Source organism: Acetobacter sp., from assembly GCF_047723915.1.
GTDB lineage: Bacteria > Pseudomonadota > Alphaproteobacteria > Acetobacterales > Acetobacteraceae > Acetobacter.
On sequence record NZ_JBDOBQ010000002.1, the window covers coordinates 42782 to 66666 of the forward strand.

The window sequence follows — 23885 nt, forward strand, 5'->3', positions numbered from 1 at the left end:
GGTAACTGTGTGCTGCGGCCCCCGGCGCTGGATCGTGTTATTTTATAAAACTCATGGCATGCCCCGTATATCGTATTGATGTGACCTGTTGTGGTGATGACTAATATAGGGGTTGGAAAATAATGTTGTCGCTCCGCAAAAACAGGTCTGGAAGGTGTGGAAATTCATCTTCAGTCGGGGTGACATAATAATTTTACAATCAATATTTATTGTCATGAATTGCGGGCTGAAAAACAGCACAATATATTTTTTCCATGTCGGGTTGGTCTTTGGGTGCCGGTATCAGCCCCGTGGGGCAGCCGGTCTCGTGACCCGACGTGACGTGGCAGAGTGCTGCTGCCGGATATCCGCTATTTTCCGCGACTTTCCCATATTCCCTGAGATGTGTCAGTTCCATACAGTTTCGAGTCCGAAATAAACTGGCATTTCGGATATGGAATGGTGATCATGCCTGTGCCGAATAGCGCTCAGCCGAATGAAAACTCACGAATACTATGTACCAATTTTTATAGCGACCGGTGCGCGCAGCTTGCCGCACCCACGGATTGAACGAGACGGCTAAGCGGGCCAACCAGGGGTGGTGTCGTCATGAAGTCTACACACTTGCTATCGTTCCTTTTATTGACCTCTTGTAGTGTTATCGTATCGGATCTGTTTTTTCCGGCCCAGGCTGCGACGGGTAATGCCCGGACCGGTGGAGCCAAAGCCCGAAAGGCTGTCAGCCCCAAAACCCGGCCGTCCGGTGTTGCTGTGGCCAGTGCGGGCGCGCCTGCGGGCAAAGCCGGCCATACTCATGCCGATCTTCATTCGCACACGCGGGAGGAACTGATGGTATCCTCCATGCGCCGCACTGGCGCAGGTGCGACGGAAACCATGACTCGTGTGGAAATGGACAGGTTCGTGCAGGGCAGCAGCCCGATGATGATGCTGTCGCGCAAGCCCGGCATCAATTTCGTGGCGAACGACCCGCTGGGCGTGGATACTTGGGGGTCCAGCCTGTATATGCGCGGTTTCCAGCAGAGCCAGCTTGGTGTCACGCTCGATGGCGTGCCGCTGGGCGCACAGGATTATTATACTTATAATGGACAGAGCATCAATTTTTCCATTCTGTCTGATAATATCGAACGTATGGATGTCTCGGACGGGGGTGGTGATGTGGAGGTCCCCTCCACCACCAATCTGGGCGGGTCCATCCAGATCACCTCGGCCGATCCGCATGATCATTACGGCGGAAAGGTCTCGCAGATGTTCGGGAGCTACAACGCCTTTCGCACGTATGCGCGGGTGGACAGCGGCAGGCTGAACGCCTCGGGCACGAAGTTCATGGTGTCCTATGCACGGTCGGACGGGAACAAGTGGAAAGGGTCGGGCGAGCAGTTCGACCAGCAGATGAATGCCAAGATCGTCCAGCCCATCGGGCAGGAAAGCAGCATAAAGGCGTTCTTCAACTGGAATGACGCGACCCAGTTCAACTACGCCGACCAGACGATAGACATGCTCAAACGTCTGGGGCACCGAAACGATTATTACTACCCCAACTATAATGCGGCCTATCAGGCGGCGGAGGGCATTTTCAGCGGCGCTCTGGCGCAATACAATGCACTGCCCGGTTCGGATGCGCTGGATGCGTCCTATTTCGACGGGGTGACCCATGCGGTCGATTATCTGGGCGGGCTGAACGCGCATCTGGTCCTGAACCGGCACCTGGAATGGAATTCCGTTTTTTACGGGCAGGCCGAAAACCATTGGGGCACATGGACAACACCTTATGTGCCATCCCCCAGCGGGTCGCTTCTGTCAGAGCAGGTGAATTTCGGCGGGAACCAGAAATTCGGTTTCACCTCCGCCATCCGCTACCAGATTGCCAAAAATACCATCGATACCGGCGTATGGTATGAAAACAACCGCTATCATATCGACCAGTATATGTACGCCCAGCCCTTTCCCGGCGAGGGAACGCCCGTCAGTGGCGTGCTGCATAATTTCGGCACGCCGTTCCAGCATAACTGGGGCGAGAGTTTCAATACCAATACCTTCCAGTTCCACCTGGAGGACACCTATCGCCCGCTTTCGACGCTGACGCTCAAGGCCGGGTTCAAATCCATGCTGGTCACGACCGTGGGCGGTGCCACCGCGAACGATGCCGATTATAACGGCCAGTCCCAACTGGCCAATGGCAGCCTGACCAGTGCCAAGGCGTTCCTGCCGCATTTCAATGCAGTGTGGCATTTCCTGCCCGGCCATGAAGTGTATTTCGATATTGCACGCAACATGCGGGCTTACAGTTACGGTGGCTACCAGCTTGGTTCTGCCTTTGGCGGCATTGCCAACCAGGAGACGTTCAACAGCCTCAAGAACACGCTCCGGCCCGAAACCGCCTGGGTGTACGATGTGGGATACCGCTATAATTCCAACCTCATCACCGGTTCTCTCAACCTTTACCACGCGGATTTTTCAAACCGTCTGCAGAACCTGACGGCGGGCACCATTACGCAGCCGGTCTCCACCGTCGTGAACGTGGGCAGTGTCAGCATGTATGGTGTGGATGCGGCGTTCACGGTGCGGCCGATCAGGAACCTGTCGATCACCAACAGCATCAGCTACAATCATTCCACTTATGGCGATAATATCCAGGATCAGGGTGTAACCTACAACCTCGCAGGGAAAAAGGTGATCGCGTATCCGCAACTGATGTACAAGGCCAATATTACCTACGCCTATCGCGCAGCGACCATTTACCTGGATACCAATTACATGTCCAAACGCTATTTCAGCTATATCAATGACATGTCGGTGCCCGGATACTGGATGACCTCCATGGGGGCGAGCTACAAGTTCGGCAAGGTGGGCCCGCTGCGCAATCTCAAGTTCGATCTCAATATCTATAACCTGACCAATATTTCCTACATTTCCCAGATCGGGGAAAACGGTTTTCCCCTTTCGGGGGATTACCAGTCCGCACTGGCCGGCTCGCCACGCACCTATTTCGGCACGATCAGCACGGAGTTCTAGCAGGTCGTGCAGTCCAGGCGCGGGAGGGGCTGCCCTTCCCGCGCCTGGGTGCGTACAATGCCCGGGATACGCCGTGGCATTGCACGCTGCCGGAAACGCGCCGTTGTCCCGGATGTTTTAACGGGGCAGGGGCGCGGGTAAGGCTTCTCCTGCGCCGTATTTGCCCGTAACACGGTTTTCGGGCGGCTGCGGGCATGCTGCCGGACGGAACTGTGGAGTGTCCATGAACCAACCGATTTCCCGGCCGGGGGCCGTGTCGCACCCCTTCGTGCGGAGCGTGGGGCCTGTATCCGCGCGTGTCACGAACGAAGAACTGTTTTTCGATCTGGTTTATGTTTTTCTTGTCACGCAGATCAGCCACGGGCTTTTGCACCATCTTGGCTGGCTTGGCGCGTTCCAGACCCTGATCCTCTGGTTCGCGGCGTGGCTGGGATGGCAGTATACAGGCTGGGTGACAAACTGGTTCGACCCGGCGCATCCCGCCCTGCGCGGGGTGCTGTTCGCAACCATGGCGCTGGCGCTGCTGTGCGGTGCTGCCGCCCCGGACGCCTTCGGGTCGCGCGGTCTGGTTTTTGCGCTGTGCTTTGCGGCCATGCAGGTGGGGCGTTCGGCCTTTATCGTCTGGCGTCTGCCCCGTACCCACCCGCTGGCCCCCAACTACAGGCGTATTCTGGGCTGGGGGGTGATCGCGGCCTGTTTCTGGGTTGGCGGAGGACTGGCCGACCCGCAGGCGCGGCTGGTGTTCTGGAGCCTTGCCGTTCTTTGCGAATACATTTCGCCCATGTTCGGGTTCTGGCTGCCGGGGCTGGGCCGGTCGCAGACCGCGGACTGGACCATATCAGGCGGCCATCTGGTGGAACGGTGCCAGTTGTTCGTCATTGTGGCCCTTGGCGAAACCATTATGGCGTCCGGCCTGTCCATGGCGGAGGCCGAACGCTGGTCCGGTGCCGAACTGGCGGGGTTTGGCGCAAGCTTTGCCTGCACCATTGCCATGTGGTGGCTGTATTTCGGCACATCGAGCGAAGAGGCCGAACACGCCATTGCCCGCTCATCCGATCCCGGACGCATGGGGGCGTATTTTCATTATCTCCACGCCGTGCTGATCGGCGGGATCATTGTCGTGGCGGTGGGGATGGACCTCCTGCTCGAAAACCCCTGGGACTCAGCCGAAGGGGCGCGCGGGCTGGTCATGATGGTGGGGCCCATGCTCTACCTGCTGGCCACGGTCCTTTATCGCTGGGTGGCGACGCGCCGCATTGCAGGTGCCCAGGTGGCGGGTGCGGCGGCGCTGGCCGTGCTGGCATGTGTCGGGCAGTCTCTGCCCATGCTCGCACTTGGCTGGCTGGGAACGGCGGTCCTGCTGTGCGCAAGCTGGCGGGGCAGGCCCGGAACGCTCTGAGCCCCACGGGCGCGTGGCGTTTTGGGGTGCCTGCCCTGGTGGGGCAAGTCAGGTGTGGCTATGGAACGCGAAAAGCGATATGGTGGGTTGAGTAGGTTTGTCTGTATCTCGGCACGAGACCGGGAATGAAGGGTTGGGTTGATGGGTATCCAGACTGTCTCACCGGTGTCCCAGTACCTCACCGCTGTGAAAGACGAGAGTGCCGCGGCGACCACCTACGCCACCACTGACGCGACCACCAAGCGCGAAGTGGCGGCGTTCGAGACCGCTGCGCCGTCCATTACCTCGGCCGATGGCCTGCTGAAGAACTATTCCGCGTTGCAGGTGGTGCTGGGGGCTTACGGGCTCAGCTCCATTTCGGGCGAGACCGCTCTGATCAAGGATCTGCTGACGCAGGACCCCACATCCTCCAAATCGCTGGCGAAATCGTCTGGCAACGCCACGTGGCTTGCCTTTGCGGATGCGTTCAGTACCTGGGGGGCGAATGGTGGCTCTGCCTCCGCGACGCCGTTCACCTCGGATCTCATCAGTTCCATTACCTCGCAGTTCGAGGAAAGCCAGTACGAGAACAACACCTCCAACACCGATACCGGTGTGGGCAACGCACTTTATTTTACCCGCAAGATGGGCAGCGTAACCTCCCTTGCCGGGCTCATGTCCGACCCGGTCCTGCTCAAGGTCGTCGAAACCACGCTGGGCTATGACCCGGACCAGTTCGGCGCGCTGGACTACGATCAGCAGGTCCGGATTATGAAAAGCAAGGTCGATCTGTCGAAAATTTCCACGCCGGACCAGATCCAGAAATACGCCGAACGGTATCTGGCCATGCTCCAGATCAACCCGCAGACGCCCGACAAGGCCGCAACCATGATGGACCTGTTCGGCGGTAGTTCCGACGACAGCTCCATTCTTCAGCTTTTCGGAAGCAGCAGCAGTTCCTCGTCGTTCAGCAGCCCGTATTCCGGTCTGTTCTAAGGGCCGGGCGCGTTGCCGATGCCCGGCTTCCCCAGCATGATCGCTTCGGCCTGCGCCAGTGAGCGCCATTTTGGTGAACGCCACGGTGGCGGACTCTGCCCCAGTGAACGCTCTGTCCGTGAATATTGATCAGGTGAACGCCGATCTTTCACCCCCGTCCTGCGGTCCGGGGGGCGGTCTGCCAGATCTGCTCGGCGCGATGAGGGACGCCGTGGCCCGCCCGGGTTATGACGTGCCGATCGGCGTGCTCGAGGGGCGCGTGGTCGGGCTTTCAGGGCTGACCGTCTCGCTCAGCGGGTTGTGCGATTTTACCGGGGTGGGGGATCGTGTCAGCATTTTCGGGCTGGACGGGCGCGAAACCATTGCCGAAATCGTGGCCTTCCGCGCGGATATGGCCATTGCCATGCCATATGGGTCTCTGGAAGGGATTGGCTCCGGCTGCAAGGCGACATTCGAGCTTTTCGCCCCGGAGCAGCGGCGGCTGCGCGCGGGGGGGACACTCAGCATCAACGCGTCATGGACCGGCCGCGTGCTCGACCCCATGGGCAGGCCGATGGACGGCAAGGGGCCGCTGCTGCCGGGTGGCACGCCGCAGCGCCTGCATGCCTCCCCGCCCGATGCGGCGTTAAGGGCGCGGCTTGGTCCACGGATCGACCTCGGGGTCAGGGCGCTGAACCTGTTCGCCACCTGCCGTGAAGGGCAGAGGCTGGGCCTGTTCGCGGGGTCCGGGGTTGGTAAATCCACCCTTATGGGCATGCTGGCCCGCAACACGGCATGCGATGTGGCGGTTATTGCGCTGGTGGGCGAACGCGGGCGTGAGGTGCGTGAATTCGTCGAGGACGATCTGGGGCCCGAGGGTCTGGCGCGGTCGGTTGTCGTAGTTGCAACCTCCGATACGTCGCCCCTCATGCGCCGGGAGGCAGCCTATACGGCCATGGCCGCGGCCGAATATTTCCGCGATCAGGGCAAGTCGGTGCTGCTGCTCATGGATAGTGTCACCCGTTTCTGCCAGGCCCTGCGCGAGATCGGTCTGTCTTCGGGGGAGCCGCCTGCCACGCGGGGTTACCCGCCCAGCGTGTTTGCGGAACTGCCGCGCCTTCTGGAACGCGCGGGCCCCGGCCTTGACGTGGCCGATGGCAAGGCTGGCCAGATTACGGCCATGTTTTCCGTCCTTGTCGAAGGTGATGACCATAACGAGCCCGTGACGGATGCCGTGCGTGGTATTCTGGACGGACACGTGGTCATGGAGCGCCGCATTGCCGAATCCGGGCGGTACCCGGCCATCAACGTTCTGCGCTCGCTGTCCCGCACCGTGCCGGGCTGCAATGCCCCGGCCGAAAACGCGCTGGTGCAGGAAGCCCGTGCCGACCTGTCCACCTGGGACGAAATGCAGGACATGGTGCGCCTGGGGGCGTACCGTCAGGGCAGCGACCCCAAGGTGGACAAGGCCATTCGCGTTGCCCCGGCCATTGAGGACGTGCTCAAGCAGGGGCGGGGGGAAAAGGCGACGCTTGCGGACAGTTTCGCGGCGTTGCGCACAGCCCTTTCAAAGCCTGAGCCTGCATAATGGACCCACGCAACCGTACGCTGCATGCGCTTGTCCGGTTGCGCAGGACCGAGGCCGACCGGGCGCGCGCAACGCTTGCCAGAATGCTGGCGGATGAGCAGGCCGCGGCCGATCTGGTGCAGGCCAGTCGCGCACGCATAGAGAGCGAGCGCCAGGCCGCGATGGGGGACGCCACGTTTGCGACCGCCTTTGGAGACTGGCTGCCCGTCGGGCGGGAGGCGGTGGAGCGTGCCCAGACCGGGCTGGATGCGGCCAGGCGGGCGAGCGAGCAGGCGCGTGTGGCCATGATGCAGGCCAATGCGGCGCTCAAGGCGGCGCAGGCCATTGTGGACAAACGCCAGGAGGAAGAAAACGAAATCCGTACCCGACGCGAACAGAACGAGATAGACGACCTGTCACGCCGGACAAGCATAAACTTAACATAGTCTTTTCATGACCCTACAAAGCCATATCAGGGCCGTGCCGTGCCGGAATCGGGCTGAACCGGGTGCCAGGGGCCGTATTTCCTCCTGTTTCGTCCTTGAGAAACTGGCAGGCGCCCGCTATCGCTGTTCAGGAAGGTCAGACAGCGATCGAACCCGCGCGATCAGGCATGCCAATGGCCGCAAGCAATTAGGATAGCGAATGCAACAGACAGAGCAGCCGACACCGAAGGTATTTATCGCAACGCCTTGTTACGGTGGAATGGTGACGCAGGATTACATGGAATCCGTTATTGCCTGCACCAGCGTGCTGCGTATTCCCATGACGCTTTCCCTGCTTGGTGACGATGCCATGATCAGCCGGGCCCGTAACACACTCCTGCATCAGTTCTTCACGCGTTCCGACGCCACGCATATTCTCTTCATCGATGCCGATATCGGCTTCCCGGCTGAAGCCCCCGCCCGGCTGCTGGCTGCGGACAAGGATGTCGTGGCCGGCATGTACCCGATCAAGGACCGGTTCTGGGACAAGGCGACGCATGACAACGTGCTGCACGGCGAATCCCAGGACGAAGCCTCCCTGCGTTATGTGGGGGAAACCGCGGCCATGCATGAGGCATGGGAAAAAGGCCCCCTTATCAAGACGCATTACGTCGGAACGGGTTTCATGATGATCAGCCGCAAGGCGATTGCCACGATGATCAAGAGCTACCCCGAGACCGCCTATCGTCGCATTGATTCGTCGGGCGAGGGGGATGGCACGCAGTTCCATGCGCTGTTCGACGCCAGCATAGACCCCGAAACCGGCACCTATCTGAGCGAGGATTTCACGTTCTGCCGCCGCTGGCGCGAAATCGGCGGCGAAGTCTGGCTCGATACGTCGATCTCGCTCACGCATACAGGGCGTGCGTCTTTCCGTGGCAATCCGGCCAGCCGTCTGGGCATGGCACACCGTAAGGGCGCCTGACAGGCGCGGTAGCACCCCATGGCAAAGAACAACAACCACCCCACCATTATCAAGCATGGCGGCGACGACCACGAAGACGCCCATCATGGTGGCGCGTGGAAGATAGCCTATGCCGACTTCATGACGGCCATGATGTCGTTCTTCCTTGTCATGTGGCTGCTCAACGCGACGACGGACGAGCAGCGCAAGGGGATTGCGCAGTTCTTCAACCCCATGGCCGAACGCGAAACCCACTCGCAGCCGACGGATTCCATGCTTGAGGCCCAGCCTTCTCCGCTCACGGGTGGTACGTCGGTCAAGCGCATCAAGGACGGGGAGACATCCACCAGCCCGGATACGGGGCAGGGTGCCGGTTCGGGCAGTGGCGAGGCGGCGGAACAGGGTGTTGCGGGCGAACTGGCGCGTATGGCGGCGTCCAATGACATCACCGCTGGCATCCGCGCGCAGATTGCCACCGTGCGGCCCAGTATCGTCCCTATCGGCGGTTCGGGCACCGGGAGCGCGAAAAATCTCGGCTATATCGGTGCTGACGGCGCCACCCCGGCGGATGCGACGCAGGACCAGGCCGACACGGACCAGGCCAGTGCGTTCCAGGGCGACCAGCCCCAGACCGAACAGGCCCAGATCAATAAAATGACCCAGGGCCTGGAAGGGGCGATCCAGAATAATCCCGATCTGCGCGGCGCCTCGTCCAATGTGTCCGTCAAGGTCGGGCGGGACGATATCCGGATTGAACTGCGTGACGCGGATAACGCGCCCATGTTCGATTCCGGTTCGGCCGTGCCCAATAGCCGTGGCCGCAAGATGCTGACCGAAATCGCAAACTGGCTGGCCCCCATGCCCGAAACTCTCTCCATTATCGGGTATACCGATGCGGCATCCTACCGCTCGGGCAAGGCATGGGGCATGTCCAACTGGACTCTGTCGGCCCTGCGTGCCGACCATGCGCGTGAAGCGCTGGTGCATGCCGGCTACCCCGACACCAAGATACTGGACGTGTCAGGCCGGTCCGACCGTGACCTGGCCATTGCGTCCGACCCGTCTGCGGCGGGGAACAGGCGCGTGGTGCTGGTGATGCACAGGCGTTTTGCCGACCCGGCCGCCGATACCGCGCAGCCTTCCGTCGCGGCTGCCCCTGCCCCGTCTGTGTCCCAGCCCCAGTCTCAGGTCCAGACACCACCCGGTACGAATACACAGTAATAAACGGTTCTTTCCGTAGCGCCCGGAAAAATGCGTGAACTTCGGGCGCTGCATCATTTAAGGGCGGACATTCCGCCCGGAAAACCATAAAAAGCCGCAGGTCGCCCTGGCTGCCCGGCACATGAATTATGAAAGTGGAGACTGCTCAATGCTTTTCCTCGGCGGGCTTATTTTCGCGATGCTCTGCGTTTTTGGCTCGTTTGTGGCCTCGGGGGGTGTTCTGGGGCCGCTTCTGGCTTCCATGCCCTTCGAGTTGCTGACAATTCTGGGGGCGGCGACGGGTATTTTCGTCATGGCCAACTCCAAGGATGCGCTCAAGCAGCTGGTGGGCGACCTCAAACTGACACTTGGCGGCCCGCGCTATGACAAGGCGGCCTATATCGAACTGCTTGTGACCCTGTTCAGGTTTACGCGTCTGGCACAGGCCAAGGGCAACATGGCGCTTGAAGAGCATGTGGAAAACCCGAACGAAAGCTCCATTTTCGCACTGGTGCCCAAACTCAGGGACGACCCGCCCACCCGCGACCTGATCTGCGACTATCTGCGTCTGGTCAGCCTGAATGTCGAGGATGCCTACCAGCTCGATGAGGTCATGAGCCGGGAGCTGAAGAAAAACCAGCACGAAAGACTGCGTGTTTCCGCCAGCCTGCAAAGTATTGCCGACGCTCTGCCCGCCCTGGGCATTGTGGCCGCGGTGCTGGGGGTCATCAAGACAATGGCCTCCATCAGCAAGCCTCCCGCCATCCTGGGTGAAATGATTGCCGGGGCCCTTGTGGGCACATTCCTTGGTGTGCTCTTATCGTACGGTGTCGTCGCACCGCTGGCGTCAAAGATGCGCGATGTGATAATGCAGGACGGGCGTTATCAGGATATCATCAGAATCGTGTTTGTGGCGCATCTTCAGGGTAGCCCGCCCCAGATCAGCGCGGAAATCGGGCGTAAGGATATACCGCATGCCTTCATGCCGTCATTTACCGAACTGGACGTCGCATTGTCTGAGTCCTCTAACCACGCGGCAGGGACAGCCTGAGCAGGCTTCCGCCCAACCGGAGGGGGCCGTGCAGGCTCGGCGTATCTGATGGGCATGATCGTTACAAAACCGTCGACCGTGACAGAGCAGGCGCAGGACTCCTCGGTCTCCAGCCTGCTTGCGGCAATAACCCCTGTTCAGCCCGCGGTCTCTGCTAAAGCGGGCGGTGCGTTCAGGAACACGTATGCCAGCAAGCAGGGTACGTTCGGCACCATTCTCAATGGCATGACGCATACTACCCAGTATGACGGGCAGGCGGATAGTACGGCGGGCACGTCAACCGGGTCGAACGCGACCGGCACCGCATCCGCCACAGGTCAGGCCCAGCGTTCAGGCACGGCATCGTCCAGCAAAAATGCGACTAACGACGACCCGGCGTCCAGCAGCACGTCGGGCGACGCATCTGGCAGCACGTCCGCAGGGGGCTCCGCCGCGCCATCCGACGGGCAGAGCGGTGTGGCGTCCACCCCGTCGGCGTCGCACAATGCGGCGCAGGGTATTGCGGACAGTTCTGGCAAGGCGCGGAAAGCCCGTTCTGCCGCTGACGCATCGGGCGACGCAGCGGCCCAAACCCAGCAGGCAGACCAGACGTTGCCGTCGTCCATGACGGCACAGGCGGCACTGGTTCAGGCGCAGGCGGCCTCTCAGACCGCGCCAGCCGGTGCAACATCCGGCACATCGTCTGATATGCCGGCTTCCGCGACGACCGGCAGCGCCACAACGACCGATGCGGCCAGCACAACGACATCCCCTGCCACGCTGGCGGGGTCACCCCTGCTGATGGCGCAGGAGGTCTCTCTTGCAGCAGCTTCCGCCCTGCCGGCGGGAACGGATGGTGCCGGTACCGCTGCTTCGCAGGCCGGCAGCGGCAGCGCGCCCGGCGCAGCCAGTGCGTTACATGCGGCGCAGGGGAGCGCGTCGGCTCAGCAGGGGACGGCAACCCCGGCTGTGAGCCTTTCTGTGGCCGATGGGTCTTTGATGGCGCCCGTGTCATCCCTGTTCACCACTACGGGGCAAATCGGGCGGGATGCGCGCTCGTCCCTGTCCGATGCTCTTGTGTCCGCTACCGCACAGGCGCAGGCCGCAACCGCTTCCGTCGCGGATACGCAGAACGCATCCGCGGCCAATACCCCGGCCCAGATGGCGGCTGCCGCCAGCGCGGCCGATACGACCGGGGCTGCCACCGCCACAGCGGGGCAGGACCAGGCGTCTCTCGGCCCGGACGGGTTGCCGGTTTCTGGTTCGGCCGTTCTGGCCTCGGGCAGCGCGGACCAGCTTGCGACGACTGTCGGTCATGCGTCATCCGGCCAGTCCGGTTCGTCCTCCGGGCAGGACGGCGGCAATGCGGGGCAGGGCGCTGCGGCGGCGCCGTCGGGTGTCATGCCGCAGATCAATCTTGCTGCCACCACCACCACGTTTGCCGCCGCGCTCGAGCAGAAAACCGCGCAGGTGCAGAACGCGCAGGGTCTGAACCAGACCGAAACATCCGCCGAACTGGAAGGTTCGGCCCCGACCGCCACATCCCTGTCGCAGTCGACGGATGGAACAACCGCCGTGTCCATGACCGTCATGACCGATGACGCAACACCGGTCCATGTCAGGCTTGAGGGCACGGACGGCGTGACCACGGGTGTCGTGCTGCAGAGCGAGGACTCGGTGACCGCCCGGCATCTGGCCAATACACGCCATGAACTGGTGGCGGCTCTTGGCGCGGCGGGTGTCGATGTGGGCAACCTGAAGATAGACATCGTGACCGCCAGCCAGGGGGGCGACACCAGCTACGATCAGGGGGCGTCTGGCGGGTCTTCCGACAATGGCGGCGCGTTCGCTGGCATGGCCGGTAATGGCGGTGGGCAGGCAGGCGGGCAGACCTATGCCGGCGCGACCCAGAACGGCACGACCGGACTTCTGGCCGCGACAGATGCGGATAATGCCGATACCGGCGCCGAAGCCATTGCGCGACCCACGGGCATGTATGCTACAAGTGGCATCAACATCACTGCCTGACGGAGGCACGGGGAGGGGAGGGAGAGCATATGACGACGTCGACGGTCAGCAACGAAATAAAGGTGATGCAGGCGGCGGAAGCCTCGGCTAAAAGTGCTGCCAACACCGCCAGTTCGTCGTCTTCCTCCAGCGCGTCGTCTTCGACAAGCGCTCTGTCATCTCTTGCGAATAACTATACCACGTTCCTGACACTGCTGACCACGCAGCTCAAGAACCAGGATCCCAGCAGCCCGATGAGCACGGACACCTTCACGTCCGAACTGGCGCAGTTTGCAGGGGTGGAACAGCAGGTCCAGACCAATACCAACCTGTCGACCCTGATTTCCCTCAACGAAGACAGCCAGCTGACCTCCGGTAGCAGTCTGGTGGGCAGCACGGCAACGGCCAGCACCACGACATTGCCGCTGCAGAACAAATCCGCGTCGCTGAGCTTTACCGGAACGTCGGGCAGCATGGTCGCGATCGCGGTTGCCAATTCCGGCGGCACGATCGTGAAGGATGCTCTGGTGAGCCCGACAACAGGCACCAATACTTGGACTTGGGACGGCACCAACAACAGCGGAACTCAACTGGCCGATGGCGCCTATACCGTGTCCGTCCAGACGATCGATTCCTCGGGAACCACCTCGGACGTTCCGTTTACCGTCAGCGGCACCATAACGGGTATCGAGAAGGGCTCTTCCGGCGTGATGGTGAACATGGGCAGCGCCAGTATTCCCATGTCCGACGTCGAGAATGTTTCTACCTCATCTTCGGATACGGACACGTCATCCGATTCCGATACGTCGTCCGCCGATTCCTGACTGTCCGGGGCGGGCTATGTCGGGCCGGACGCCTGATATGCCCGCCTGCCCGGCCGGGGTGACGTCATGCGAGGTCCAGCGCGTTTGACGACGCCAGGATATTAATGCCCGATGTCACGGGAATGCAGCTTTCGCGCGCAGGGCGATTACCGGCGTTTTCCGCACTGTTCATTCTGGCGCCAAGGGGAATAAAGGCGTCTTCGTTCAGGCGGTAGCCAATGCCCCAAAGGGTCGTAAACGGTTCGTCTATGCCGAATTCGCGTATTTTCTTGCGGATTTTGCAGATCATGACATCGATGACCTTGCCGTGTGGCTCGCTTTCTCCGGCGTAAAGGCTGTCCAGCAGCGTTTCCTTGTTCAGCACCTGTCCTTTGCGAAGGGCCAGAAGCTCGACCAGATCATATTCGCGCCGCGTCAGCGGTACCAGCTTTCCATCGATATGGCTGACCCGCCGTTCCGGACTGACCGAAAGCCGCCCGACCTGTAGCGTCAGGCTGTCATGGCCGCTGACACGTCGGACAATGGCGCGCAGTCGCGCCAGCAGTTCCACCGGTTCGACGGAAATTGGCACGCAGTCATCGGCCCCGGCGGACAGTACGTCGGCTACTGTGGTTGCGGCAAGGGTGCGGGCAATGATCAGCAGTGGTGTGGGCACGCGGCTTTTGCGGATATGGCGGACCAGGCGTGGGTCAGGTGTCGCCTGCTGGATAACGGCCAGGTCGTAATGGGAGCGGCGCAGGGTCTCGGCAACGCCTTCCGGGCCTGACATGGTAATGGAGATCATGCCTTCCAGCGCGGCCTTGGATAATCCGTTGCACGGCCTGCTGTCGCCCTGGGTCGAAGTGTCACCGATGCACAATATCCGCATTGCTGTTTCCGTCTCTAATAGGCCCGACATCTCTGTTCAGTCGCCGGGCGGTGCCATGACGGCAGAGCCGGCGTGCCTGTGGTCGGGATGTCACGTCAGGCAAAGGTCGTGATCAGGCTTTTAAAATTTTGTCACATCAACCGGCCCGGTTCTGTTCGGCCGCCGGTGGCCTGGGCAGGTCAGTGCAAATCCGCGCTAAGGCGTTGCACCATTGTTTCGGATCAATACAATCTCGGGGATATTCGGACCGAAGGCAAGAAAAACCGGGTCGGAGAGACAAAAAACACCTTGGCTAAGGCGGGGCCATCTCATAAAATAGGCGTGTATTGCTTCTTTGGTCATGGCCAGTGGGGCAGGCGCGGGTCTGGTGTCATGCGTGGCCCGGTTTTTCGTATCATGGCAGGGCGCGTCATCGCCATTGGGTGAATGACAGGCGGCATCCTGCCGGTGGCGGAACTGGCCCGGAACGGCCTGGTTGCGCGGACTGCGGGGCGGTGTATGGGCTCTTGCAGGCATATTTGATAAGCGTAATGTCGGTGCCCGGCTGTTCGGTCCGCCGGGACTTTTCTTGATAGGGATCATGACATGGCAGATACTACGGCAGCCTCGGCGCTGGCTTCCAGCCTGCGCAATCTCACGACTGCAACGTCTGAGGCGACCTATCGCAGTTCCCGCCCCGAACACGCGGTGGGCAAGGGGATCAGCATCGTCAAGCAGGGTGTCGATGGGTCGTCTTCTTCCATCCAGTTCGATGCGTCGGGCCAGATTATTCCGACCGGAAAGGCTGAAAAAGCCGAATCCGCCACGGCAAGCGCCGTTGACCTTTTTGCCTGACTGGTCTTCTCACCCTGCCCGGGGCCATGATACCCACGGCCGCATGATGGGCCGGGCCTAGCCCTTTCAGGATGAATGACACGTGCATTTTAGCAAGGTTCCGCGCGTGAAACGCTGTTTTGCCGTTTCGCTTGCCGTGCTTCTGTCTTGTTCCGTCGCCATGCCGGTTTTGGGTGCGGGTCGGCGCACGCAGCCCGTGCGGCATGACCGTGCGGTGCCGACCGGTACGAAAAAGCCGACCAGCCCGGAGCAGGCTGCTGCCCAGTCCGCCGGTCAGTCTCCCGGGCAGTCAGCACCCCAGCCAGATGCATCATCCCCTGCGGCGGCAGGTGCTGCGTCGCCTGATGCCGTTGTACTCAAGGGTCTGCCCGCCGCCTGGGCGGCGACCGTTCTAGACAAACCTGCACCACCGCCACCTGCCGCGACCGGCACCCGGGCGGCCAGCGACAGCCCTCATGACAAAAATGGCAGAACCGCCAAATCCAGCCCGGCAAAAACGGGGGCGCAGGCCGGTGCCGCGCTTGCCGCGGCTGGGGCGGCAGTTCAGGGGGCGGCAGCGGCTGCCTCATCCCAGGCGCGGATTTTAATTCCCACACCGGCGGGCGTGGGGCTTGCCGCGTTCCAGAGCGGGAACCGCTTTATTATTGTTCTGGACAAGGCCGAGGCCATGGATACCAGCGCCCTGCGGGGTGACGGTATTTTCTCGGGCCTGACAGTCACGACCCTGCCGGATGCGACCCTTATCCAGGTGCCGCTTCCCGATACCCGCGCACTCTACCTTTCGCAGCAGGTGGAAGGCTGGATTCTGGGCGACAAACCGCCCCCGGGCGATTACGGGGACCGTCGGGTCATCAACCCGCGCAAGGCTGATGACGGTATTCTCTACCCGATGCGCCGTCCCGGCCGGGTGCTTTCCATTACCGATCCGGCGTCCAGAACGCGGCTGCTGGTCGGCACCTCCACAACCGATGACGGCGGTATTCTCTCCCTGCGCTCGGGCGAGGGGTACGATGTCTGGCCCACGACGGAAGGTGTGGTCGTGGCGGCCTGGTCGCAGGGCATAGGGCTGCGTGCAACGTCCGACGGTGCGTTGCTGAGCATGGATGGCAAGGCGTTTCCCGATACGGGGGCGGCTGTTTACGCCAGCGATGTCGACTTCAAGTGGCTTGGCCTTCGGGATCTGCCTCTGCCGGAACTGGCCCAGCGTTTTCGCGCGGCAACGCTGGCGGCGGCGGCGTCCGAACCGGCGCAGCGTTTTGCCCGTCGGCTGGACGCGGCAAAGGCCGCTTTCGCCCTCGGCTCTTTTGTGGAAGCCCGTGGAATCCTGACCGTCGCCTTAGAGGACGACCCGGAGGAAGCAACGCAGCCGCAGGTCAGGTTTCTGCTGGCCGCGTCGGAACTGCTGAGCGGGAACCGCCAGGGCGCGTCCCTGCTGGAAGGCCCCTGGCCGGACAACCAGCAAAGAGCGGTGCAGCTTTGGCGGGGGCTGTATCTTGCCGCGCTGGGCGGGCGCGATACCGAGGCATCGCATTTGCTGGCGCGGGATTTCGGGCGGCTTAGGAGCTACCCTGCCGCCGTGCGTGACACCATTCTGCCGGTCGCGGCGGAAGAGATCGGGCGGTACGGCTCCCAGGAGGATGTCGAGGCCCTGGGCAAGCTGCCCGCCGGGGCGCCGTATGAGCTGGTCAGCGCCTTTACCCAGCTCCGCTCAGGGAAGCGGAAAGAGGCTTATGCCGCTTTCCAGAAACTGGCCAGCGCCAAGGACCCTCTTGTGGCTGAAAAAGCCATGGAGCAGAAAATCTCGCTCGACTTGGCCAATGGCAGCATGACCCCTGCCGCCGCGGCCGATGCGTTTGAACTGCTGCTGGCGGATGCGCGACTGGCCGGGCGCGAGGCCGCCGTGCGCCTGTTGCAGGCCGACGCCTACATGCGGGCGCAGAACTGGTCCGCAGCCCTTGGCGCCATCGACAACGCACTGACGTCTTCCGCCCCGACAGCAGACTCCGTCACCACGCCGCTGTTGTTCCAGACCCTGGCGGGTATTGCCGCACAGGGGGCCAAGGAGTCTGACAAGAAGGCCCTGCTCTACGATACGGCCATGCTGAAATCACATCTGCCCATCTTGCCGCCGGGTGAAAAAAAGGCGGAAATCCTGGCGGCTTACGGTACGATGTTGCAGGGGCTGGGCCTGCCTGACGACGCGGCCCAGGCGTATTCCGACGCCATTCCCATGCTGGATGCGCCCGATGCCCGTGCGCGGGCGGGGGAAGGGCTGGCCAATGCCGACCTTGCACGCAAGCGCCCGCAGGATGCCGTCACCGCCCTGACCAGGACAGACGCACCCGACCTGCCGGATGATATCAAGTCTGCCAGACGGCGGGCGGCGGCACGTGTCGCCCTTGCTTTGGGTGATCAGGCCAAGGCGTTGTTCCTGTTGCAGGGCGATACCAGCCCCCAGGCCCTGGATACCAGCGCAGGTATTCATGAGGCGAAAAGCGAATGGGCGATGGCGACAGCCGATCTGCGCATTGTGGCCGAGACGGCTATCCCGCAGGCCGGGGCGCTGTCCGAGAGCCAGCAGGCGCTTGCCCTGCGTCTGGCGTCGGATGCGTCGCAGGCGGGGGATCATTCGACGCTGGACTGGATTGCGGGACTTGTGGGAAGCCGCGCATTGGGTGGCGATAATGACCGGATGTTTCGTCTGCTGACCCAGCCCACCGATGCGTCGGTGGCGACGGCGGCACCCTGACAGGTGAGCCAGCCCCGGGGGCGGACCGAAAGATCCGATAGCTGACAGGGCAGGGAGCCTGCGGCAGTTCTGCCGCAGGCTTTTGCTATCGGGCGGATTTTTTAAAAAGCCGGGACTTTCAAAAGGTTCGCGCCTTCAGCCTGGGCAAAGACCGGCCAGACTGTCGTGCGTGGCTTTGAAAAATCCGTTTTCAGTATCCACTCAGGACCTGCGCCCAGTGTGGCAGAACAGGGCACGCCTGGATCAGCAGCGTGAGCGTGAGGCCCACCGCGAAGGATGGTCCCATCGGGCGAGCCCAGGTCCGTTCCGGCCCGTCCAGATAGACATGTCTGGGGGGCGGGGTGTTGAGCGCGCGCAGGAGCACGCAGGACAGCCAGTGGAACACCGCGCTGGCCAGCAGGAACATCGCCACATGGGCACTGCCGACCCATGCGCCGCAGGCGGTGGCCATGGTCATATCCCCCCCTGACAGAAAATTGGCGCGTAAAGAGATGGACAAGAAAATCAGCGCCAGGCTGACGGCCACCCATGCGGCACCCGCCCCCAGGATCGCGGCATTGGCGCTGTCATGCAGGGCGTTGTTGACAAGCCCCGCCAGCAGCATGGGCACCAGGACATAGGTTGGCATCCAGCCTTCCGTGTAATCCAGCAGGGCGGCAAGGCAGGCGAAATTGAGCGCGACCGCATTGGCCAGGGCGAGATGCAGCGGCATGCTGGCCAGAAAAATGATGCACAGCGCGGATGTCAGCAGGCAGCTTGCCGTGATCTCGCGCCGGCGTTGCGCGCCGGGGGCGGTTGCGTGTGCGCGTATGCCCCCGATCATGGGCAGCCAGCGCAGCATGGCCCGGTAAAGCAGAACCGATACAGGAAACCACAGCGCTATGCCCAGGCCCGCCATGCCGGCCCTGCTGTCGTGCGCAAGCTGGCTCCAGACAAGCATGACCGCCGTTGCCGCAGCAGACAGGAGCATGTCGCTCATGGCGTGCGTCCATATCCCGTTCTGGCCTGATCCATTGCGCCGTGCATCACCTGCCCTGTCTTGAATCCCGATCTAGCCATATCCGACATCGGCGCCGAAGCAAATCTCGCACGGTCGAGAAAACTGTGGATTTCGGTGCTGCCCCACGGTATTCATTGGCGCTCAGGGACCGTGATGGGCCTATGTCGGAATATTCAGACGCGCGCAAACGCGGGAAGGACATAAACGCCACATGCTCGAAGCACTGTCACCCCACACCGCGCAGACTGGCACCGGAACCAACCTGCTGGGTCTGGCCGAACGTCGCATGCAGTGGTTGCAGACGCGTGAAACCGTTCTGGCGGGTAATGTCGCCAATGCCGATACGCCCGGTTACGCGGCCAAGGATATTGCGCCCTTTCAGGGTGTGTTGCAGACGCAGATGTCCATGACGCTTGCCCAGACCGAGGCGGGGCACCTGCCCGGCCGTGCCGGGGGGGCGGAAGCACGCAAGGTGAGGGGCCCGTCAGCACCGGACGGGAACGAAGTGCAACTGGAAAGCGAACTGGAAAAAGTGGCCGATACCAACGACCAGCAGCGTTTTGCGACGAATGCATACAGTACTTATATGTCAATGTATGCGATCGCTCTGGGTACAAGCGGTAGCTAGGCGGAACGGATATGGATTTTTCGGATACCATAGGCATTTCCGCCGCAGGCATGCAGGCACAGGCTGACCGGCTGCGGGTCGTGTCTGAAAATCTGGCCAACCAGGAAACGACTGGTACGACCGCGGGTTCCGACCCGTATCGGCGCAAGACCATCACTTTCAAGGAAACACTGAACCACCAGACCGGCGCATCCGGCGTCCAGGTCAAGAATATCGGTCAGGACCAGACCCCGTTCGAAACACGGTACGAGCCCGGTCATCCGGCGGCGGACGCCAAAGGGTATGTCAAGGTGCCGAATGTGAACATGATGGTGGAAGTCATGGATTCGCACGAAGCGCAGCATTCCTACGAGGCCAATCTGAATACGATGCAGATTACCCGCTCCATGCTGACCCGCACCATCAATTTGATGAAATAGTACAAACGGCCTGTTCTCAGGCCAAAGGCTGCGTGTACGCGCCGCGTGCCATCGCAGGGGGCTGTACCTTCAGCCCTGCCGACAGAAATTTCCCGACAGTTCCTTTGCCTGCAACCGCCCCGCCGGGGTGGAGGGGGGAATTGTCACATAAGGGCAATCCGTGTCCCGTCAGCAGCGCGGTCTTGTCGGGGCATGCTGGAAAAGGGCTTTGTCTTCAACTGCTTTGCTCGGGCCATACGCGGTTTGTCGGGTACATGGCAGCACAACCCGAGCGGGAGTGGCGGCTGGTTCGAACAAAAAAGGCATGAATGCGGCAACAGCAACGCTTGACAGACGCCTGCGGTTCGCCGCATCAACAAGAAATGTAGCGTTAAATTTTCCGCCTGATGACTGCATGATTCAGGAAAAATAAAAAGAGACCGATTTATATGAAATATGAATGGGTTGGCTGTATGGAAATGCGTCGCGCAAAGTCGGTCCGGGAAGGCTGGGCCTGATATTTGGACCGAAGGTCTGTTATGTGCCCCACGTTTCAAAACGTGACAGGGCATCCCGTATTAATCGTCGGCAGTGACCGGCAGGTGAGCTAGGTCGTCATGCTAATACCCCGTTTGTCTTTCGGGAAGCTTGTGCATATTTCGTCAAGTCTCATGACGCTGTTGCTGGCGATGAACATGCACGCGCTTGCCGGTCATTTCAGAGACGACACGTCGGATACGGGCGGTCAGTCACTGGGTCAGCCTGCTGCCGCGGCGGCACCGGCCAAGGCGGATGATACCCACGGGGCAGAGAGCGACGCGTCGAATTCGGTTACGGCAACACACCGCGACCGTAATTCTCTTGAAGGCTGGAAGTCTGTTCTGCCCGCAACAGCCGATGCGCCGGAGACGGCGGCTGCCTCCGCGACACCTGCTGCTGAGGTAACCCCTGAACCCGCTGCCGCCCCTGCGGGCGGGACAAAGGTGATCACGGCCGAGGCTGACTGTCCCAACGATATTTCCTGCGCGGGCGGTGCTGTGCTGGTGGCAAGCCAGTCCAATGAAAGCGACCCCGCCGTGAACCGGGCCGAGACGGACCTTGTCAAAGGTCTTCTGGCGCGCCAGACCGATGTGGATAGCGAGCAGAAGAGCCTGGAAGTCCAGAAACACGTGCTCGACGCTGCAAAAGCCGCACTGGACGAGAAAATGCGCGTGCTGGATACATCCCTTGCGGTGCTGGCCGAAAAGCAGGCCGCCCACCGGGAGACGCTTTCTGCCGAGAACGAAAGGCTGGTGCGGATCTATGAGGAAATGCCCCCCAAGGAAGCCGCCGCGGTTTTCAATATCATGGATATTCACGTGCTGGTTTCAGTCGCCAGCAAGATGACGCCGCGCAAGATTTCGGCTGTCATGGGCTTCATGATGCCTGAGCGTGTCAATCTGGTTTCTCAGTATATGGCGGGTGTGCGCAGCTTCCGGCCCGCCCATCCGCCCGGCACCGAGAGTGCTGCGGACGGCACGGCAGCGTCCTGGCTTGCGGGAAGTTCCACGACCCAGCCTGCGCGGGAGACGTTGAAGCTGTCGCGGCAGTAAGAGCGGCGCGGGCGATACGCCAGCAGGCCCTTGCTGTTGGTGTGCGGGTGTGGTTCATGCGCTTGAGCATGAAGTGGTTGCGGGAAGTCGGGCGCTTTGCCCGTTGACCTGATACGGCGACATGGGCCTGGCCGGTCCATACGGATAAGGCATATGCAAGTCTTGAGTGACAGGAACTGGTGTCTATGACGATCAAGTGCCGGATTGCAGTCTGTCTGACCCTGCTTGTCGCGGGGTGCTCGCCGGATACGGTCGTCAGTCATCTGACCGGGCGGGAATGCAATGCCGGCTATATTCAGGAAGGGCAGGACTGGTGCGCGCCGCCCGAACGCCCGCCGGCCCCCCAGCCTTACTGCACGCAAAGCTGGAACGGTGTGGACTGCTGGAGCCGCCCGGACCTTATGCCCAATGTCGCGCGTTCGGTGGCGCAGGGGCCCACGGGTCTGACGCAGGACCAGAATGCGAACAGGCTGAATATGCCGATCAAGCAGATCCCGCCGACCAACGACTATATCCCGTGAAGGGGCGTGGTGTCGGGGGCAGGGCCTTCGCTTTTCAGGGTCTGTCTGTCATGGCGCATGACGCGGAATGACGTTATCCACGCGGGAGCGTGCAGGGCGCCGGAAGTGGAGCCCTGCCCTGTCCGCCCCGCCTTGACGCGGATTATGGTGCAATGGCAAGGCGAATGGGTGTTGAATGGTTGAGTTGACCGGAGGATTATGTGACGTTCCGATCCCATGTTGCGATAGCGTAGTGGCCGCGTGATGCAGAATTTCCTGGCCAGCCTGAAAAGCCTTGGGCGTACGCGTCTGTTTGCACTTGGGGCTGCGGCGGCATTGCTTCTTGGGGTTATCGGGGTTTTTGCGTTTCGCAGTACCTCCCAGTCGATGTCCCTGCTCTATGGCGATCTCGACCTGAACGAAACCGCCCAGATGGTCGAGGACCTGAACAAGGCCCATATTTCCTCGACCACCAGCCCGGACGGCACCAGCCTGTATGTGCCGCGCGACAAGGTAGCCAGCGCGCGCCTGCTTTTGGCCCGGGACGGACTGCCGAGCGGGGGGGCTGTAGGGTATGAGCTGTTCGACAAGAGCGGCACCCTGACAAGCACGCAGTTCGAGCAGAATATCAACGAAACACGCGCCATGGAGGGTGAACTCGAACGTTCGATCCGCCTGCTGCGGGGCGTGCGGAATGTGCGCGTTCATCTTGTTCTGCCGCATCGTGACCTGTTTTCGACCCAGACCAGCCCGTCCCAGGCCAGTGTCGTGCTCGATATCGGGCGTTCGGGGCGCATGGCGGCTGACGGTATTCTGGCGATCCAGAACCTTGTCGCCGCCGCCGTTCCGGGGTTGCGGCCGCAGAATATTTCCATTGTGGATACGCGGGGCGATGTTCTGGCCAAGCCGGGTGACCCTGATAGTGCGGCGGGCCAGGAATCCACACTGGAAAAACTTCGTGGCGCGGAAGAGCAGCGTCTGGCGCAGGCGGTGGAGGACATGCTTATTCCCACGCTGGGTGCGGGCCATGTGCGCGCCCGCGCGGCCGTGACCATGAACACGGACGAAATCCGCGAAACGGAAGAAAGCTACGACCCCAACCAGCAGGTTCTGCGTTCGCAGCAGACCACGTCGGACAAGAACGTCAATACCGAGGCCAATCCCAGCACATCGGTTGCAAACAACCTGCCCAACGCCAATGCGAACCAGAACAACCGGGCCGGTTCCAGTGACGACCGGGAAGAAGAAACCGATAATTACGAGATCGGCAAGCGTGTGCGCGTGGTCAACCAGACCCGTCCGCGCGTGTCACGGGTCAGCCTGGCCGTGCTGGTCGATGGCACGACAAGCGAGGACAAGTCCGGCAAGCCGGTGTGGCAGCCGCTGGGTGACGCGGAACTGGCCCGGATTACGGCGCTCGCCAAGACGGCGATCGGCTACGACAAGGCGCGCGGGGACGATGTGAATGTCGTGTCCATGCGTTTCATGCCCGATGGTGGGATTGGCTTCACGCCCGAATCCAGCACCATGTTCACCCGCGACACACTGGTTTACGTGGCGGAATGGGTCATTCCCATCCTGCTGGCTCTTGGCGCGATCTATATCGCCCTGCGGCCCATGCTGCGTCGTGGCCGGGTTGGCCTGCCAGCCCTTGCGGGGGCAGCAGGTGGCGCAGGTGCGGTAGCCGCCGGTGGCGCGGATGTCGGGGGCGGCGCCCAGGGGGCGGCAGCGCTTGGCCGTGCGGCCGGCCCGGCTCTGATCCCCGGTGGCGCGTCTGCGGACACGACGGTCAGTATCGAAGGGGTGGACGGGCAGATGCGGCGCGAAGCGCTTGCCGCCGTGCTGACCCATATGGGCGAAAGCCCGCGTGAGACTGTCTTTATCATTCGTAACTGGTTGGCGGCAGCGGACGTCAAGAAGGGAGCATAGTCGTG

Annotated in this window: 20 protein-coding genes; 17 read left to right on the top strand and 3 right to left on the bottom strand. The window is 61.8% G+C overall.

Annotation, left to right across the window (positions count from 1 at the left end; genetic code table 11):
• Positions 1-199: 199 nt before the first annotated feature.
• Positions 200-397, bottom strand: a complete 198-nt coding sequence (locus ABF990_RS02330; RefSeq protein ID WP_415506461.1) for a hypothetical protein — start codon at positions 395-397, stop codon at positions 200-202.
• Positions 398-588: 191 nt separating this feature from the next.
• On the opposite strand from ABF990_RS02330, the gene ABF990_RS02335 reads away from it, so the two are divergent.
• The 10 genes from ABF990_RS02335 (at position 589) to ABF990_RS02380 (ending at position 13382) form a co-directional block, all read left to right on the top strand.
• Positions 589-3012, top strand: a complete 2424-nt coding sequence (locus tag ABF990_RS02335; RefSeq protein WP_415500333.1) for a TonB-dependent receptor — start codon at positions 589-591, stop codon at positions 3010-3012.
• Between the two features lie 223 nt (positions 3013-3235).
• Positions 3236-4411: a low temperature requirement protein A gene (locus tag ABF990_RS02340; RefSeq protein ID WP_415500334.1), complete on the top strand. Its 1176-nt coding sequence runs from the start codon at positions 3236-3238 to the stop codon at positions 4409-4411.
• A gap of 186 nt (positions 4412-4597) precedes the next feature.
• Positions 4598-5386, top strand: coding sequence for a DUF1217 domain-containing protein (locus ABF990_RS02345; protein ID WP_415506462.1), 789 nt, complete (start codon positions 4598-4600; stop codon positions 5384-5386).
• Positions 5387-5585: 199 nt separating this feature from the next.
• Positions 5586-6953, top strand: a complete 1368-nt coding sequence (fliI, locus tag ABF990_RS02350; RefSeq protein WP_415500354.1) for a flagellar protein export ATPase FliI — start codon at positions 5586-5588, stop codon at positions 6951-6953.
• A complete protein-coding gene (locus ABF990_RS02355; protein ID WP_415500336.1) occupies positions 6953-7378 on the top strand; it encodes a flagellar FliJ family protein in 426 nt (141 codons plus the stop codon). The genes fliI and ABF990_RS02355 overlap by 1 nt, the downstream gene beginning before the upstream one ends.
• 199 nt (positions 7379-7577) lie before the next feature.
• Entirely contained in the window at positions 7578-8342 is a 765-nt protein-coding gene (locus tag ABF990_RS02360) for a hypothetical protein (protein ID WP_415500337.1), read from the top strand.
• A gap of 18 nt (positions 8343-8360) precedes the next feature.
• A complete protein-coding gene (locus ABF990_RS02365) occupies positions 8361-9542 on the top strand; it encodes a flagellar motor protein MotB (RefSeq protein WP_415500338.1) in 1182 nt (393 codons plus the stop codon).
• Positions 9543-9690: 148 nt separating this feature from the next.
• Entirely contained in the window at positions 9691-10572 is an 882-nt protein-coding gene (motA, locus tag ABF990_RS02370; protein WP_415500339.1) for a flagellar motor stator protein MotA, read from the top strand.
• Between the two features lie 54 nt (positions 10573-10626).
• Positions 10627-12579 (top strand): hypothetical protein, encoded by a 1953-nt coding sequence (locus ABF990_RS02375; protein WP_415500340.1) that lies wholly within the window; start codon positions 10627-10629, stop codon positions 12577-12579.
• 29 nt (positions 12580-12608) lie between these two features.
• Positions 12609-13382: a flagellar hook assembly protein FlgD gene (locus ABF990_RS02380; RefSeq protein WP_415500341.1), complete on the top strand. Its 774-nt coding sequence runs from the start codon at positions 12609-12611 to the stop codon at positions 13380-13382.
• A gap of 64 nt (positions 13383-13446) precedes the next feature.
• Here ABF990_RS02380 and ABF990_RS02385 read toward each other — a convergent pair whose 3' ends face one another.
• A complete protein-coding gene (locus ABF990_RS02385) occupies positions 13447-14250 on the bottom strand; it encodes a response regulator transcription factor (protein WP_415500342.1) in 804 nt (267 codons plus the stop codon).
• Positions 14251-14835: 585 nt separating this feature from the next.
• On the opposite strand from ABF990_RS02385, the gene ABF990_RS02390 reads away from it, so the two are divergent.
• Positions 14836-15084, top strand: a complete 249-nt coding sequence (locus ABF990_RS02390) for a hypothetical protein (RefSeq protein WP_415500343.1) — start codon at positions 14836-14838, stop codon at positions 15082-15084.
• Between the two features lie 106 nt (positions 15085-15190).
• The gene (locus tag ABF990_RS02395) at positions 15191-17833 is read left to right on the top strand and encodes a hypothetical protein (protein ID WP_415500344.1); all 2643 of its coding nucleotides are present in this window, start codon (positions 15191-15193) and stop codon (positions 17831-17833) included.
• 190 nt (positions 17834-18023) lie between these two features.
• Here the strand turns inward: ABF990_RS02395 and ABF990_RS02400 are convergent, their stop codons facing one another.
• On the bottom strand, positions 18024-18812 hold the full coding sequence (locus tag ABF990_RS02400) for a prepilin peptidase (protein ID WP_415500345.1): 789 nt from the start codon (positions 18810-18812) through the stop codon (positions 18024-18026).
• A 232-nt stretch (positions 18813-19044) separates the two neighbouring features.
• Between ABF990_RS02400 and ABF990_RS02405 the strand changes: the two genes are divergently transcribed.
• The 5 genes from ABF990_RS02405 to fliF all read left to right on the top strand — a co-directional run bounded on the left by ABF990_RS02405 (position 19045) and on the right by fliF (position 23880).
• A complete protein-coding gene (locus tag ABF990_RS02405; protein ID WP_415500346.1) occupies positions 19045-19461 on the top strand; it encodes a flagellar basal body rod protein FlgB in 417 nt (138 codons plus the stop codon).
• An 11-nt stretch (positions 19462-19472) separates the two neighbouring features.
• Entirely contained in the window at positions 19473-19880 is a 408-nt protein-coding gene (gene flgC / locus ABF990_RS02410; protein ID WP_415500347.1) for a flagellar basal body rod protein FlgC, read from the top strand.
• 596 nt (positions 19881-20476) lie between these two features.
• Positions 20477-21451, top strand: coding sequence for a MotE family protein (locus ABF990_RS02415; protein ID WP_415500349.1), 975 nt, complete (start codon positions 20477-20479; stop codon positions 21449-21451).
• Positions 21452-21636: 185 nt separating this feature from the next.
• Positions 21637-21972 (top strand): hypothetical protein, encoded by a 336-nt coding sequence (locus ABF990_RS02420; protein WP_415500350.1) that lies wholly within the window; start codon positions 21637-21639, stop codon positions 21970-21972.
• Between the two features lie 243 nt (positions 21973-22215).
• Positions 22216-23880 carry a flagellar basal-body MS-ring/collar protein FliF gene (gene fliF / locus ABF990_RS02425; RefSeq protein WP_415500355.1) on the top strand — a complete coding sequence of 555 codons (1665 nt, stop codon included), beginning with the start codon at positions 22216-22218 and terminating at the stop codon, positions 23878-23880.
• Positions 23881-23885: the final 5 nt, after the last annotated feature.

Excerpts from the sequence above, each read along its gene's own strand:
- ABF990_RS02355 (WP_415500336.1), top strand. The coding sequence starts at position 6,953 with ATGGACCCACGCAACCGTACGCTGCATGCGCTTGTCCGGTTGCGCAGG.
- motA (WP_415500339.1), top strand. The coding sequence starts at position 9,691 with ATGCTTTTCCTCGGCGGGCTTATTTTCGCGATGCTCTGCGTTTTTGGC.
- ABF990_RS02340 (WP_415500334.1), top strand. The coding sequence starts at position 3,236 with ATGAACCAACCGATTTCCCGGCCGGGGGCCGTGTCGCACCCCTTCGTG.
- ABF990_RS02420 (WP_415500350.1), top strand. The coding sequence starts at position 21,637 with ATGACGATCAAGTGCCGGATTGCAGTCTGTCTGACCCTGCTTGTCGCG.
- ABF990_RS02375 (WP_415500340.1), top strand. The coding sequence starts at position 10,627 with ATGATCGTTACAAAACCGTCGACCGTGACAGAGCAGGCGCAGGACTCC.
- flgC (WP_415500347.1), top strand. The coding sequence starts at position 19,473 with ATGGATTTTTCGGATACCATAGGCATTTCCGCCGCAGGCATGCAGGCA.
- ABF990_RS02380 (WP_415500341.1), top strand. The coding sequence starts at position 12,609 with ATGACGACGTCGACGGTCAGCAACGAAATAAAGGTGATGCAGGCGGCG.
- ABF990_RS02405 (WP_415500346.1), top strand. The coding sequence starts at position 19,045 with ATGCTCGAAGCACTGTCACCCCACACCGCGCAGACTGGCACCGGAACC.
- fliI (WP_415500354.1), top strand. The coding sequence starts at position 5,586 with ATGAGGGACGCCGTGGCCCGCCCGGGTTATGACGTGCCGATCGGCGTG.
- ABF990_RS02330 (WP_415506461.1), bottom strand. The coding sequence starts at position 397 with ATGGAACTGACACATCTCAGGGAATATGGGAAAGTCGCGGAAAATAGC.
- ABF990_RS02400 (WP_415500345.1), bottom strand. The coding sequence starts at position 18,812 with ATGAGCGACATGCTCCTGTCTGCTGCGGCAACGGCGGTCATGCTTGTC.
- ABF990_RS02415 (WP_415500349.1), top strand. The coding sequence starts at position 20,477 with ATGCTAATACCCCGTTTGTCTTTCGGGAAGCTTGTGCATATTTCGTCA.
- ABF990_RS02385 (WP_415500342.1), bottom strand. The coding sequence starts at position 14,250 with ATGCGGATATTGTGCATCGGTGACACTTCGACCCAGGGCGACAGCAGG.
- fliF (WP_415500355.1), top strand. The coding sequence starts at position 22,216 with ATGCAGAATTTCCTGGCCAGCCTGAAAAGCCTTGGGCGTACGCGTCTG.
- ABF990_RS02365 (WP_415500338.1), top strand. The coding sequence starts at position 8,361 with ATGGCAAAGAACAACAACCACCCCACCATTATCAAGCATGGCGGCGAC.
- ABF990_RS02360 (WP_415500337.1), top strand. The coding sequence starts at position 7,578 with ATGCAACAGACAGAGCAGCCGACACCGAAGGTATTTATCGCAACGCCT.
- ABF990_RS02390 (WP_415500343.1), top strand. The coding sequence starts at position 14,836 with ATGGCAGATACTACGGCAGCCTCGGCGCTGGCTTCCAGCCTGCGCAAT.
- ABF990_RS02335 (WP_415500333.1), top strand. The coding sequence starts at position 589 with ATGAAGTCTACACACTTGCTATCGTTCCTTTTATTGACCTCTTGTAGT.